This is a genomic window from Paenibacillus contaminans, assembly GCF_003285015.1.
In the GTDB taxonomy this organism is placed as follows: Bacteria; Bacillota; Bacilli; order Paenibacillales; family NBRC-103111; genus Paenibacillus_V; species Paenibacillus_V contaminans.
Genome location: NZ_QMFB01000012.1, coordinates 224,781 through 239,821, shown reverse-complemented (window position 1 = coordinate 239,821; position 15,041 = coordinate 224,781). Strand labels below are relative to the sequence as shown.

Annotated in this window: 11 protein-coding genes; all 11 read left to right on the top strand. The window is 52.8% G+C overall.

The genetic code is table 11. The annotated features are described in order from the left end of the window. Nucleotides 1-261: 261 nt before the first annotated feature. The 11 genes from DQG23_RS21080 (at nucleotide 262) to yycI (ending at nucleotide 14,988) form a co-directional block, all read left to right on the top strand. Nucleotides 262-1,200, top strand: coding sequence for a DUF2232 domain-containing protein (locus tag DQG23_RS21080; protein ID WP_113032848.1), 939 nt, complete (start codon nucleotides 262-264; stop codon nucleotides 1,198-1,200). Between the two features lie 24 nt (nucleotides 1,201-1,224). Further along, complete coding sequence (locus tag DQG23_RS21075) at nucleotides 1,225-3,186, top strand: DHH family phosphoesterase (RefSeq protein WP_113032847.1); 1,962 nt, start codon at nucleotides 1,225-1,227, stop codon at nucleotides 3,184-3,186. After that, on the top strand, nucleotides 3,183-3,629 hold the full coding sequence (gene rplI, locus DQG23_RS21070) for a 50S ribosomal protein L9 (protein ID WP_113032846.1): 447 nt from the start codon (nucleotides 3,183-3,185) through the stop codon (nucleotides 3,627-3,629). The genes DQG23_RS21075 and rplI overlap by 4 nt, the downstream gene beginning before the upstream one ends. A gap of 4 nt (nucleotides 3,630-3,633) precedes the next feature. Continuing rightward, the gene (dnaB, locus tag DQG23_RS21065; RefSeq protein ID WP_113032912.1) at nucleotides 3,634-4,995 is read left to right on the top strand and encodes a replicative DNA helicase; all 1,362 of its coding nucleotides are present in this window, start codon (nucleotides 3,634-3,636) and stop codon (nucleotides 4,993-4,995) included. A gap of 250 nt (nucleotides 4,996-5,245) precedes the next feature. Then, a complete protein-coding gene (locus DQG23_RS21060) occupies nucleotides 5,246-6,532 on the top strand; it encodes an adenylosuccinate synthase (protein WP_113032845.1) in 1,287 nt (428 codons plus the stop codon). 410 nt (nucleotides 6,533-6,942) lie between these two features. Next, entirely contained in the window at nucleotides 6,943-7,731 is a 789-nt protein-coding gene (locus DQG23_RS21055; protein WP_113032844.1) for a hypothetical protein, read from the top strand. 615 nt (nucleotides 7,732-8,346) lie between these two features. Continuing rightward, a complete protein-coding gene (locus DQG23_RS21050; protein WP_238177957.1) occupies nucleotides 8,347-10,029 on the top strand; it encodes a M23 family metallopeptidase in 1,683 nt (560 codons plus the stop codon). A 315-nt stretch (nucleotides 10,030-10,344) separates the two neighbouring features. Next, nucleotides 10,345-11,079 (top strand): response regulator YycF, encoded by a 735-nt coding sequence (gene yycF, locus DQG23_RS21045; RefSeq protein WP_113032843.1) that lies wholly within the window; start codon nucleotides 10,345-10,347, stop codon nucleotides 11,077-11,079. Then, nucleotides 11,076-12,923 carry a cell wall metabolism sensor histidine kinase WalK gene (walK, locus tag DQG23_RS21040; RefSeq protein ID WP_113032842.1) on the top strand — a complete coding sequence of 616 codons (1,848 nt, stop codon included), beginning with the start codon at nucleotides 11,076-11,078 and terminating at the stop codon, nucleotides 12,921-12,923. Before yycF ends, walK begins: the two co-directional genes overlap by 4 nt. Further along, nucleotides 12,923-14,203, top strand: coding sequence for a YycH family regulatory protein (locus DQG23_RS21035; protein ID WP_113032841.1), 1,281 nt, complete (start codon nucleotides 12,923-12,925; stop codon nucleotides 14,201-14,203). Before walK ends, DQG23_RS21035 begins: the two co-directional genes overlap by 1 nt. 47 nt (nucleotides 14,204-14,250) lie before the next feature. Further along, nucleotides 14,251-14,988: a two-component system regulatory protein YycI gene (yycI, locus tag DQG23_RS21030; protein WP_113032840.1), complete on the top strand. Its 738-nt coding sequence runs from the start codon at nucleotides 14,251-14,253 to the stop codon at nucleotides 14,986-14,988. The last annotated feature ends 53 nt before the right edge of the window (nucleotides 14,989-15,041 follow it).

Below are 15,041 nucleotides of genomic sequence, written 5' to 3'. Positions count from 1 at the left end.
GACCGGGCAGCAAGGGAAACCTTGCTGCTTTTTTAATTTATCGGAAAGCAATTGAAGGGCGAAGCTTGCACCGGAGCAAACTAAGCGCAGGCGGGCACTAGCACAGACCGGTCCGGTTTATGGTATAATCTAGCTATTAAGCGGCCGTTACGGGATGGTTCTCCGATGCGGTCAGGCAAACCGGACATCGCGAACGTCAGGTTATGCCTCGATATGGGCAGATAGGGTTACACTCTGGTTTAGGGAGTTGGATGATTCGCAGTGAACCGGGACTCGAAAAGCATTTTTCCGACTATCGTTTGGTGCGTGATTTACGTATTGCTGATGTTGTCTTTTTTGACTCCGCTTAACGGCATAACGAGCAGTTTTCTAATGGTTCCGCCGCTCGTTTTGTACATGTTGCTGGATAGCAAGCGGTTTACTTTCGTTTATGTGATTCTGCTTCTCTTGCTGTATATCCTGACGGGCAAGGTCGGGCTATTCCTCATCCTGCTTTCCCTGTTCTTCCTCGTACCCGTCATCGTTATGGGGCGCCTTTACAAAAAGAAATGGTCGGCTCGCGGCGTAATTATGGCGGGGACTTTGACGCTGCTCGGCGAGATGCTTCTTATTCTGCTCGTGGCCTCGCTGTTAGGGGCGAACCCGATCGGGGCGTACAAAGATCTGCTGGACGATACGATCGCATCGATGGGCGAGTTGATAACCGGCGTATTGCCTAAAGATAAGCTGGATCTCCTCGTAAGCATGATGGTGCAGATGATCCCGATGTTCATGATTACCGTTTCGGCGTATTTCGCTTTGGTGACCCACGCGCTGACTCGGTGGCGCCTGAAAAGCTCAGGCCTTTATTTGCCGGGGCTGCCTCCGCTTCGCGAGTGGAGAGTGCCGAGGTCGGTCGTGCTCTACTACGCGATTACGATCGTTTTGGATTTTTTCATGGATATTCGATCCGACTCCGCCCTGGTAACGATCGTACTTAATTTGTATCCGCTGCTGACCATTGCATTCGTGATTCAGTCTCTTTCATTCTTGTCGTTTGTTTCGTATCAGAAGGGCTGGGGAAAACGGCTGCCGATCGCCGCAGTAGCGGTTATGGTCGTGCTCTATCCGGTAATACCGGGATTCGTTACGCTGTTTAGCCTGCTTGGGCTGCTGGATGCCGTTTTTCCGCTTCGCAGCCGCTTCACGAACAAGAGTTAGCAAGGAAAGAGGAGCGAAGCTGTTATGCCCAGATTTCTTTTAAAACGTTGGCACGGCCTGCATATGATCTGGACCTTCGTTTTCGTAGCGGCGTTAGTCGTCGTATTGTTCGTGTTTAACTGGATAATCGCAACAGCCGCGCTTCTGATCAGCGCATTGCTGGGATATTACACGCTGAAGGCGGAGAAGGCGTTTCAGAAAGACTTGAACCATTATATCGGTACGGTCTCGCAGCGGGTGAAGAAGGCGGGAATTACCGTCGTCAACGACCTTCCCATCGGGATTGCGCTGTATACCGAAGAGAAAACGATCGAGTGGCACAATGCTTTCGTGTCGACGATGCTAGGCAAGGAGTCCGTCATCGGAGAGCCGCTGTACGAAATCTTCCCGGCGCTTAAGAACCGCAAGGACAAAGAAACGAAGTTCGACGCCAAAATTGGAAAGCTGCTTTATCAGGTTATCGTAAAGCCCGAGGAGCGGCAGATCTACTTTCGCGACGTGACGGCGTATGACGACCTTCTCCGGCGTTATCAGGACGAGAAGATCGCAATCGGCATTGTCATGATGGACAATTTGGATGAGGCGACTCAAGGGATGGACGACCAGAACCGAAGCATTCTTCTGGCCAAGGTTACGGGCGAGATCAACGAATGGGCGATGCGCCATCAGTTGTATTTGCGGAGAACCGCATCCGACCGTTATTTGATTTTCATGAACCAGAAATCTTTGCAGCAGCTGGAGCAAACCCGTTTTGAAATATTGGATGAAGTTCGCGAATGCGTGGTCGAGCAGAAAGTGCCGTTCACGCTGAGCATCGGTATCGCCGCCGGCTTCGACAATCTGATCGAGATCGGACAGATGGCGCAAACGAGTCTCGATATGGCGCTCGGGCGCGGCGGCGATCAGGTGGCGGTCAAGATCGGACAGCGTATTTCGTTCTACGGCGGGAGGACGAATGCGATCGAGAAGCGCACGCGCGTACGTGCAAGGGTTATTTCCCACGCGCTTCGCGATCTGATTAAAGAAAGCGACAAGGTCATCATAATGGGGCATAAAAACCCCGATATGGATGCGATCGGCGCGGCGATCGGTGTGCTCAAGGCGGTACAGGTCAGCAACAAGGAAGGCTATATTCTGCTCGAAGGGGTAAACCCGTCCATTCAGAAGCTGATGGATGTGATCCGCGAGGATGAGAAGCTTATCCGCTGGTTCGTAACGCCGGAGCAGGCGCTGCAAATTACGACGCCGCGGACGCTGGCGGTTGTAGTCGATACGCACAAGGCGTCCATGGTCGCAGTGCCTAGGCTGCTGCAGCTGACGCCTCGTAAGGTCGTCGTGGACCACCATCGGCGGGGCGAGGAGTTTATAAGCGACGCTATGCTGGTCTACATGGAGCCGTATGCATCGTCCACCTGCGAGCTTGTGACGGAGCTGCTGCAATATTTCAACGAGCGTCTGACGATGGATATTTTGGAGGCGACGGCGCTTCTGGCGGGCATAACGGTCGATACGAAAAGCTTCAGTCTGCGGACGGGAGCGCGAACTTTCGAGGCGGCGTCGTTCCTGCGGCGCAGCGGAGCCGATTCGGCGCTTATTCAGCGGCTGCTGAAGGAAGATCTGACGGCTTTCGTGAACAAAGCGGAAATCATCAAACACGCCGAAATCTTGAATCAGCATATCGCGCTGGCGGTGGCGGAGCCGAATCGCAAATATTCTCAGTTGCTGATTGCCCAGGTTGCTGATACTCTTTTGAATATGACGGATATTATGGCCTCCTTCGTGATCAGCGAACGGCCGGACGGCTTAATCGCCATCAGCGCCAGATCGCTCGGGCAAATCAACGTTCAGCTTGTCATGGAACGGCTCGGCGGCGGCGGGCATTTGACGAATGCGGCGACCCAGCTGGAAGGCACGCTCGAAGACGCGGAGAAACGGCTAAAGCAATTGCTGGAACAAATGGATGAAGAGGAGGGGCTTTTCGAATGAAAGTCATTTTGCTGAAGGATGTTAAAGGACAAGGGAAAAAGGGCGAGATCAAGGAAGTATCCGAAGGGTACGCAGTGAATTTCCTTATCAAACAGAACCTGGCGGTGGCCGCATCCGATTCCAATAAGAAGGTGCTTGATCAGCAGCAGCTGTCCGAGCAAAAACGTAAAGATAATGAAAAGAAACAAGCGCAGGAGCTTGCGGAAAAGCTTGGCGAGATGACGTTGGTGATGAAGGGCAAAGGCGGCGAAAGCGGCCGATTGTTCGGTTCTATCACGACCAAGCAGATCGCTGAGGAGCTGCAGAAGCAGCACAAAATCGTCATCGATAAGCGGAAAATGGTGCTGGACGATCCGATCCGCACGCTCGGCGTAACGCAGGTGCCGATTAAGCTTTATCCGGAAGTGACGGCTAAGCTTAAGGTACAAGTAACGGAGGAGTAGGATGATGAACGCGGAGCAACTGCTGGAAGGGCGCGTACCCCCGCAAAATACCGAGGCCGAATGCGCGGTGCTCGGGGCGATTTTGCTGGACAGCGATTCGCTCATTACGGCGATGGAACGCGTTCGTCCGGAGGACTTCTATCGCACGTCGCATCAATATATATACGAATGCATGATCGACCTCGCGGAATCGAACGAACCGGTCGATTTGATTACCGTGACGGCGCTGTTGCAGGATAAGCAGCAGCTCGAGGAGGTAGGCGGGGTCAGCTATTTGACCCAGCTAGCCAATTCGGTGCCGACTGCGGCCAATATCGACTACTATGCGGCGATCGTCGAAGAGAAGTCGATGCTGCGCCGGCTCATACGTACCGCTACGCAGATTGCCAGCGACGGCTACTCGACAGGGGACGACGTCGGGCTGCTGCTAGGCGATGCCGAGCGCAAAATATTGGAAATCTCGCAGCGCCGCACCGGCACCGGGTTCGTGGCGATCCGCGACGTTCTGATGGAAGTGTTCGACAAGATCGAATACTTGTCCCAGCAGAAGGGCAATTCCACGGGCGTGGCGAGCGGATTCCGGGATCTCGACAAAATGACCTCGGGCTTTCAGCGTTCCGACTTGATTATCGTGGCGGCGCGTCCTTCCGTCGGTAAAACCGCGTTCTCGCTGAACATAGCGCAGAATGCGGGCGTCCGCGGCAAAGAGACCGTCGCCATCTTCAGTCTCGAGATGGGCGCCGCCCAGCTTGTACAGCGTATGATTTGCGCGGAGGCGAATGTCGACGCGAATGCGATGCGGACCGGCGACTTGAAGCCGGACGATTGGGAGAAGCTGACGATGGCGATCGGCGCGCTTTCCGAAGCGAACATCTATATCGACGATTCCGCGTCGATTACGGTGGCCGACATTCGCGCCAAATGCCGCCGGTTGAAGCAGGAGAAGGGGCTCGGCATGATCCTGATCGATTATCTTCAGCTAATCGCAGGCCGGGGCAAGGGCGACAACCGTCAGCAGGAAGTATCCGAAATATCGCGTACGCTCAAACAGATCGCGCGTGAGCTGAACGTGCCGGTTATCGCGCTGTCCCAGCTCAGCCGGGGCGTCGAGCAGCGGCAAGACAAGCGGCCGATGATGTCCGACTTGCGGGAATCGGGCTCGATCGAGCAGGATGCCGACATCGTGGCGTTCTTGTACCGGGACGATTACTATGACAAAGAAACCGAGAAGAAGAACATTATCGAGATCATAATCGCTAAGCAGCGTAACGGGCCTGTAGGCACCGTAGAGCTGGCGTTCCTGAAGCAGTACAATAAATTCGTCAGTCTCGATCGAGCGCATCAGGAGCCCGGCAAGGGCGCTTAGAAGCCATTATCTTCCTAATATAGAGTGACTGGCGCAAAATAAGCAATAAAGCCTATTGCACGGCAATGCGGCTATCTATACGTAGTTCTTATAAGATATAGCTTAATTCCCGAACAATCGTACACGCCTGTGTGCGATTGTTCGTTTTTATTGACTTTCGAGGGGCTGGCTGATACACTGAAATTGCTGTGTGAAAACAGCAGATCAGCAAAACTCGGGTGCGTGAAGTGCTCGCAAAGGGGTTGTGCGTATGTCAACCGTAGTAGTTGTCGGTACCCAATGGGGCGACGAAGGTAAAGGTAAAATTACTGACTTTTTGGCCGAAACGGCAGAAGTGGTAGCACGTTATCAAGGCGGTAACAACGCGGGCCACACGATTTTGATCGAAGACAAAAAATATAAGCTGCACCTTGTCCCGTCGGGGATTTTCTATAAAGATAAGCTGTGTGTCATCGGCAACGGTCTTGTCATCAATCCTGCGGCTCTAATCGAAGAAATCAATTATATCCACGAGAACGGCTTTACTACGACGAATCTTCGGATCAGCGACCGCGCGCATGTGATTATGCCTTATCACATCCTGTTGGACGGACTCGAGGAAGACCGCAAAGGCGACAGCAAAATCGGAACGACACGCAAAGGGATCGGTCCGTGCTACGTCGATAAAGCGGCTCGCAACGGCATCCGGATTGCCGATCTGCTGGACGCCACGGAATTTGAAAGCAAGCTGCGCCGCCTCGTTGGCGAGAAGAACGAGCTGATCGAGAAGATTTACGGTGCGGAGCCGCTCGATGCGGATGCGATCTTGAAGGAATACTTGGGCTACGCAGAAGTGATTCGCCCTTATGTTGCCGATACTTCGGTATTGTTGAACGAGCTGATCGACGAGAACAAACGCGTGCTGTTCGAAGGCGCGCAAGGCGTTATGCTCGACATCGACCAAGGTACTTACCCGTTCGTAACATCCTCGAATCCGACGGCAGGCGGCGTTTGCAACGGCGCAGGTATCGGACCGACAAAAATACATCAAATTATCGGTGTCGCGAAAGCTTACACGACCCGCGTAGGCGACGGCCCGTTCCCGACCGAGCTGAACAATGAAATCGGCGACCGGATCCGCGAGGTCGGCAACGAATACGGAACGACGACGGGAAGAGCGCGCCGCGTAGGCTGGTTTGACAGCGTCGTCGTGCGTCATGCCCGCAGGGTCAGCGGAATTACCGGCTTGTCGCTTAACTCGCTTGATGTCTTGACCGGGCTTGAAACCGTGAAGATTTGTACGGGATACAAATACCGCGGCGAAATTATTCAGCATTATCCGGCTAATCTCGGCATGCTGGCCGAATGCGAAGCGATCTACGAAGAGCTTCCGGGCTGGTCCGAAGATATTTCCGGCGTACGCAAGCTGGAGGACCTGCCGGCAACGACACGCCGTTACGTCGAGCGCGTTTCGGAGCTGACGGGTATCCCGATCGCAATTTTCTCGGTCGGCCGCAACCGTGAGCAAACGAACCAAGTAGCGCCGATTTACGTATAAGAGCTTTCCTTACATGACGTTTTTTCTCTCTTCCTTCTATATAGAGCACTGGAGATGACCTCTCCGGTGCTCCTTTTTTTGTCTATCGGCAAATTGCGGAAGCTGCTCTTGACCTGCGGTAAACTCGTTCGTCCCAAGGACGGGCAGCTATTTTTTTTACGAAAATGGTGCGAGAACAGGCTGCACTTCTCTCATCGCCGTAACCTGACGGGGCATAAACGTTTACCCTTGCACGAAAATGCACATTTGAAACGGTTATTTAGCTATGGAGCGTTAAACCTCACTTTTTCCGTCAATACTGGTTAGCATATGCTTGCAGGATAAGGTTTTCAAGCATGTTTAACCGTAAGGCGTTTTCTGAAAGGAAATGCTTTACATGACTACGAAAGACGGCAGAGGTGGAGCGAAGCGTGATAAAATGGCTGAACCGGTTGAGCAAATTGATCGTGATGACGGTGCTGGTATCCGTATTGACCGTATATGTCACTTGGATGACTGTACATTTGTATGTAGAAAAGCTGCTCGGGCAGTTTCCGCTTAGCGCAAACATGAAAAAGCTTCATTTCTCGGACTTATGGGATCAGATGATAGGTGACTGGAAAGGGCAGGATCCGGTTGCGGGCAGCCAGAGCGGTACGGGCGGCGGAACCGGCAGCGGGACGGGGTCCAAAGGAGCCTTGGCGGATAACGGTACGGGATCAAACGCGGCGGGCGGCGATGCGCCGGTTAACGGCAGCCCGTCGGCGGGTGCAGACGGCAGCGGCACAGGTTTGGATGGAATGAACGGCGGCAGGGGGATCGACGCGGGAACAAGCGGGAGCGGGAGCGGCGGTACCAGTACGGGAGCGGGGGGATCTACCGGCGGAGCCGGCGGAAACCGCGAGGAATATGTTCCGGACAATGCTCTGCCTGTATTCGGCCAATCTTCCGGCTCGGGCAGCGACGCCTTGGACAAGAAGAAGCTGATCATGACGGCGGAGCAGTTCAACCAGAAGAGGGAGCTTCTTTCGGACGCGGATAAAATGAGAATTTTTACGCTGCTGCTCACGCGTTTGCCCGAAGAGGAGCTTCAGAAATTTTCGCAAATGGTGGAGGATGGCATTTCGTCGGACGACCTGAACGTGATGGACAGTTCGGCGCAGAAATATTTGAAGTCGGAAGAGTATGAAGAGCTTATGGACATATTAAAGAAATTTTGATGCAGGTCCCGGGTGAAATGCTGAAGGGGAGGCTGGATGGCCGCCTTTTTTGCGTTTATCGGAAAATATATCGTGGAATGTCCTCCGGCGCGCATGAGATATTAATTGGTACGGTCGGCCGTGATGCCAGCAGAGGAGAGTATTTTTTCTTCACCGAATGATCAATTTTTTTATCGGTTATACGTCTTGTCCCGGAAGGCCTGGAGGCCGTGTAAACCTTGGTGTAAGGCTAAAGATTCAGGACTTGAGGAGTGCTTGTCCCTCGGATTATGTCGAGAAACGGATCGCTTTATGTTCTTGAGATGTGCGAATAGGGGTTGAAAACTCGAACAAGGCTGTGGTAAAGTAAAAAAAACGTCTAATCGTGTAAGGCAAAGTAAGCCAATTGCCGTTGAGTTGTTTAGCTAACGTAATTGCTGAAACCTGCGAAATGACTGTTTTGACTTTATAGGCATTTGGGAATGGTAAAATAAGGCTATCGCCTACGCACATCACGAAATGCAGCACGTTGTATGGGAAGCCGCTGGATGCAGCGGCGGTTTTTATTGACCAAAAACGCGATTACAAACAACCGATTGGCATGCATATGCGAATTACAGGTAGAAGGAGATCGTCATGACCGTTTTCAAGAATGAAAATTGGATCAAGAAAAAGCTTGCGTCTGCGAAGCAGGCTGTTTCGAAAATTCAATTGCAACGCTTGACAGGCAGGATGAAGTCGATGTTGAGCAAAGTCGACCGGATTCCGAACGAACGGGAAGCCGAGTCCGACACGAACTTACAGATAGAAGCCGGAAGTAAGAAGCGACCGTTCGCGAAGGAACGTATGCAATCGACGCTTGATTCGATTCGCCAGGCAGCTTGGCCCAAGGAATTGTACGCCAAGGCCCGTTATTACAGAATGCAGCTGGCTACAGGAGCGGGAGCGCTCGGTATTGCCACAGTCGTTACATTAGGCGGCAGCCAATACGTCCAGATGAATACAGTGGAGGTTTTCCACGTTTATTTGGAGAATCAAGAAGTAGGCGTCGTAAGCGATCCGCAAGTCGTGGATGATTTCAAGCTTGCCAAGGTCAAGGAAATTGAACAGAAATACCCAGATGTACATATGGTGCTGAACACCGACGAGGTCACCTTAAAAAGTGAAAAGGCTTTCAAGGCGAAAAGCGACGACCAAGGGACGCTGGATAAACTTTCCGGCATGCTGACGTCGCATGCGGTCGGCGTACAGCTCATTGTGGATGGCCAGCCGGTCGGTATTTTGAAGGATGCCGATACTGCGGAAGGCTTGTTCGATGAAATCAAAAGCAAATATGCCTCCGGCAAAGCGAAGGATGCAGGCAAAGTAATGGTGTTGTCGGCAGCCGCGCCTAAGGAGCTTCAGGCCGGGGAGTCGGAGATGCAGAAGGTCGAGTTTGTCCAGAAGGTCGAGCTGAAGCCGATCGACATCGATCCGAGCGCGGTTCAGAAAACCGAGGATCTGGCGCAGAAGCTGGAAACCGGCGATATTCAACCTACTAAATATACGGTGGCGAAGGGAGATTGCGTCTCCTGCATCGCCAAGAAATTTAATATTTCGAAGCAGGTCATCTATCAGAACAACCCATGGATCGTAGACGATATGATCAAGGTCGGACAGCAGATTGATTTGACGGTGCTGCAGCCGGCACTATCGGTCCGCACGGTGGAGAAAGTCGTAGAGAATCAGGAAATCCAGTATGAAACCGAGTACGTGCAGGACGATACGGTTCGGGCCGGAATAACGGAAACGATCAACGCAGGTAAGAACGGTCTTAAGAAGGTCACCTTCAACGTGACGAAAGTAAACGGGCTCATGATGGAAGAGGAGCTCTTGAGCGAAGAGGTTATCCAGGAGCCGGTCAAAGCGAAGATTCGCAGAGGCACGAAGGTGATCAAGGGTGAAGGAACAGGGAAGTTCTCTTGGCCGGTCATTTCGTCAAGTCTCTCCAGCGGCTACGGCAGCAGGTGGGGCAAGCTCCACAAGGGCGTAGATTTGACCTCCAGCAACAAGAGCATTATGGCAGCGGATAACGGCAAAGTCGTATACGCAGGGTTCAAATCCGATTACGGCAATCATATTATTATCGATCATCTGAACGGCTACCGTACCTTGTATGGCCATCTGAGCAAGATCGACGTCAGCGTCGGCAAAATCGTCGAGAAGGGCGATAAAATCGGCACGATGGGCAGCACCGGCGATTCGACCGGAGTACACTTGCATTTTGAAGTTCAGAAGGGCACTACACCGGAAAATCCGCTTAAATATTTGAAATTCTAAATCAAAAGTTATCATCTTGATCGCTAGCAGGGGACGACATTCGTTCTCTGCTTTTTTATTTTATCGCGCCGGAAAGTATATCGTGAAAGTGGTTCTAAATCCCGGTAAACACCAGCGTCAAGACGCCGTTAACGCCGTTAGGCGTTTATCCTAATTACCCGGAACGTATATCCGTTAAACGCGCAGCCTGAAAAACGCAAAGCTGCAGGTATCCTTGGGCGTATTTGGCATTCGAGAGAAGCGGGCAAGCTCCGAAGCTTGACGGGCGGTTTTGTGTTAGAATAGAGGGTAAAGAAGACGAAAGGCGGTGGCCTTATGTACGGTAAAATTTTAGTGGTGGACGATGAACGGCCGATTGCGGACATTTTGAAATTTAATCTGGAGAAAGAAGGCTACCAGGTTATTTGCGCTTATGACGGAGGAGAAGCGGTGGAGCTCGCTTTCAGCGAGGATCCTGATTTAATATTGCTCGATTTGATGCTGCCTGTGAAGGACGGCATGGATGTGTGTCGGGAAGTAAGGGCCAAACGGAACACGCCGATCATTATGCTGACGGCCAAAGATTCGGAGATCGACAAAGTGCTCGGACTTGAGATGGGAGCGGACGATTACGTAACGAAGCCGTTCGGCGCCCGCGAGCTTCTGGCGCGTGTGAAAGCGCATTTGCGCCGTCAGACGCAAGCGCAGGCACAAAACCAGCAAGAGTCGGAGGAGGCTGCTGCGCCTCAAGGGCTGCGGATTCATAAGCTGCTCATCGACAGCGACATGTACGTCGTTTATAAGGACAATGTGCTGCTGGACTTGACGCACCGGGAGTTCGAGCTTATCTACTATATGGCCCGCAACAACGGCAAGGTTATGACGCGGGAGCATCTTTTGCAGGCGGTATGGGGATACGATTATTACGGGGACGTTCGTACGGTTGACGTCACGATCCGCCGCTTGCGCGAGAAGATCGAAGACGATCCGAGCAAGCCGGAATATATTACGACGCGCCGGGGGCTCGGCTATATGATGCGGAACCCGAAAACGGGCGGCGCTTTTGCATGAAAGGTTTTCGATTCGTTCGGACGATTCAAATCAAGTTTATTTTGATTTACGTGCTGCTTATATTGTTCGCGATGCAGTTGATCGGTATTTATTTCGTCCGGACGACGGAAAGCTCGTTTATGAACAATTTCACCGATACGCTGAATAAACAGGCGCTGCTGCTGGCCGATTACGTGGAGCCTAAGCTATCCGTCAATCAGGAGAGCAAGTCCGGGGACGGGAAGAAGCCGGGTGAGGAATCGATCACCGATTTCGTTATGGAATGGAACCGTGTCAGCAACTGGGATATTCAGATTATCGATGCCAGCGGTATCGTCATCAGCACGTCGCAGCAAAATTCCAAATCGATCGTCGGGCAGAAAAATACGCAGCTGGTCGTCAGCCGTGCCCTGCAGAACATTAAGGACAAAGATAACGAACAGGTGTTTCTCGATACGGACGGCTATCGGAAGAAGGCGATCGCGAAGCCGGTCTCCAGCGATACGAAGGTCATCGGGGCGGTATATATCGTCGCTTCAATGGAGGAAATTTACAATACGACGACCCGGATTAACCGCATTTTCCTGTCGGGGACGCTGATCTCGGTTGCGATGACGGCATTGCTCGGCGTTATTCTATCGCATACGATCACGAGTCCGATTAAAGAAATAACGAAGCAGGTAACCTCGGTGGCGGAGGGCAATTTCAATCAAAAGGTGAAGGTATTCAGCTACGACGAGATCGGTCAGCTGAGCTTCGCGTTTAATTACATGACGAACCGGCTTAAGGAAGCGCTCTCGGTCAACGAGGAGGAGAAGGAGAAGCTCTCCTCGATCTTGTCGAACATGAGCGACGGCGTCGTTGCCGCTGATGACCAGGATCATGTTATCCTGATCAACCAGCGTGCGAAGCAAATGCTTCAGCTCGAAGAGAACGAAGCGCTCGGCAGCAATTTGTACAAGGTGCTGGAGCTCGATAAAGAAGTGGCGCTGAGCCGTATTAACGGCGAACAAAGAGGGACGCCGATTATGATCGAGCGGATACAGCCCCAGGACGAGGATCGTAAAATCCGCGTAACGTTTACGCCGATTCACCGGCGCGATCTGGGTGTGACGGGGACGATCGTCGTGCTGCACGATGTAACGGAGCAGGAGGAGCTGGAGCTTGCCCGGCGCGAGTTCGTAGCCAACGTGTCCCATGAGCTGCGGACGCCGCTGACGACGATTAAAAGCTATCTGGAGGCGTTAGAGGACGGGGCGCTGGAGGAACCGGCGTTAGCGCACCGATTCATCGGCGTGACGCGCAGCGAGACGGAACGGATGATCCGGCTTGTAACGGATCTGCTCCATTTGTCGCGGCTCGATTCGAAGCAGGCGATCCTCGCAAAGTCATGGACGAGCGTAGGGGAAATGCTGGACGAGGTCGCAGACCGTTTTTCATTTCAGCTGCAGCAGCGGCGAATCGATATCGCCATCGAGGTTGCGGACGAAATCGGGGAAGTGCTGCTGGATCGGGATAAAATCGACCAGGTGCTCGACAATCTCGTTTCGAATGCGATCAAATATACCGGAGACGGCGGCCAAATAACGGTTTCCGCCCGGTTATCCGACAGCGAGACGGTGGAAGTAGCCGTTAAAGACAATGGCATCGGCATTCCGAAGAAGGATTTGGACCGTATTTTCGAACGTTTCTATCGGGTGGATAAGGCAAGATCGCGAAATATGGGCGGTACCGGCCTCGGTCTGTCGATTGCCCGGGAAATTATAAAAGCGCATGGCGGCGCGATTGTTTTGGAATCGGAATATAATCACGGAACGAAGGTCACCTTTACGCTGCCCTATGTACGGGAGGAGGAGACGGCCTAGTGGAAAAATTCAAATCGGTCCTCCTCACCCTGCTCGTCGCGTTAAGTCTCGTGCAGAGCTATCTGCTCGCGTACGGGACGCCGAAGTTCGAGCCGATCGCGCAGGACTATGTGGAGACGCGGCTTGACGGCACGCAGGCGGAGTTATCGGACCTGCTTTATCCGAGCGAGATCGTTCTGCATTTTGGCAAAAAGAGTCATACGGTTCTGCCCTTCGATCACCAGTTTTACGAGCGGATTTACAACGACCTGCTGAAACGGCGGACGTTCGACGGGCTGCGCAAAACGAACTTGGTGACTGCCGGCATTCACCTTGAGGATATCCGCAACAATCAAGTCGGGTTCGAGGTGCGCTTCAAAGACGCGATACCGCTTAATATCCTGCAGACCATGCTGCGGATCAATGAGGATTTGCCGACGGACAACGATTACATCACGAAAATTTGGATCTATATCAAGGACAACAAAGAGGACGTCAAAACGTACTTTTTCACGGAGACGGGGACGACCGTTTATGAAGTCGTGAAGGCGGATGTGCTCGCCAAGGACGTAGAGAAGGCAGTCGGGTTCGGGGAGTTTCTGACGAAATATCATTCCGAGGACGGCGATTTCTATTTGCCGGAGCAGCCGATCGCCATGGCCAAAATCCGGATGCCGTACACGCAATTTACGGCCGATCAGCTTAAACGCAGCTTGTTCGTCGACCCGGGGCTGACGCGGTTCCTTCAGGAGCGCGACGGCTCGCAAATCTATACGGATAGCAAAAAGGGACTGCAAATAAAGCCGGACCAGCGCTGGTTCAGCTATTCGGATCCGATTTTTACGCCGGCCGAAAGCCGTTCCGACGTCAAGGGCAATCTGTTGTCGGGCATTCAGTTCGTCAATCAGCACGGCGGCTGGAACAGCAAATACATGCTCAGCAAGATTACGCCCAAGCAATCCTTCGGGCCGCAAACCTTCATATTCAGGCAGTTCATCGACAATGTCCCTATTATAAACAGCAGGAACGAAAATTTCGGTTACATCAAGGTTGTGCTGCAGAAAGGCGTTTTGTCCAACTACGAGCGCTCGACGGTTATTCCCGATCTTAACAACGCCACCCGTACGGAAGCATCGCTGCCGGGCGGCAAAGAGCTTGACGACATGATCAGCCTTTACCCGCGAAGAGTCATGGCGGCGGCGATTTTCCCGGCTTATCAGGCGGTTGTCACGGATCAGTATATCGAGTTGATTCCACGTTGGGCGGTTGAGCTGAGGGATGGGACGTTCGAGTTCCTGTAAGTGTTCTGCAGGACGAGGCGAAGGAACGATGAAGCGGAGGTGAACGGATGGATTGGGGACGGGCGAAGATGATTATGATCGTATCGTTCTTGTTTCTGAATGTGCTGCTCGGCTATCAGCTGTGGGTGACGCGCTTCAGCCAGCCCTATTCGGAAACCAATACGGCCAGCATTATCGAAGAGACGAATAAGCTGCTCGCGAACAAGAACATCCGGGTGCTCGCGGATGTTCCGAAAGATACGCCGAAGCTTGGACAGATTACCGTGAAGCTGCAGGAGAAATACCGCAATGCGGAGAAGGTCACCCTCCAGCAGCCGATCAAGTACGTGAACTTAATCAGCCGAAGCGGGCTTAAAGAGGTTATCGCGAAGCTGCCGGTGGAGAATGCGAATGCGTATAAGCTGGATACGGCGCTTACCCGCGATGACGAGTACGTTTTCTATCAGGTGATGAGCGACATGCCGCTCTTCGACGCAACGCTCCATCTATATGGACAAAAAGGCGAAATCAACGGTTTTAAACAGACGGCGGTTGAAGTACAATCAGGAGGAGAGCACAAAGAGCAGAAGGTTATTTCGGCCTATACGGCGATTCGAAGCCTGGCCGAAAATTTGCCGGAAGGCTCTGTCATAGCAGACGTTCGGCTGGGCTATCATGGGCAGCAATTCGACTCCGAGACGCAGGTCATGCTGCCTACTTGGCGCGTCGTGCTCGCGGAGGGCGTCCCGTATTATGTTCAGGCGTTCAACGGCGAGCTGGAACGGCCGCAGGAGCAGCGGGAGTGAGGTTGCCAGAGGCGTATTTGGGCGGAATGGACGGCAGTAAGTATCGAACGCAC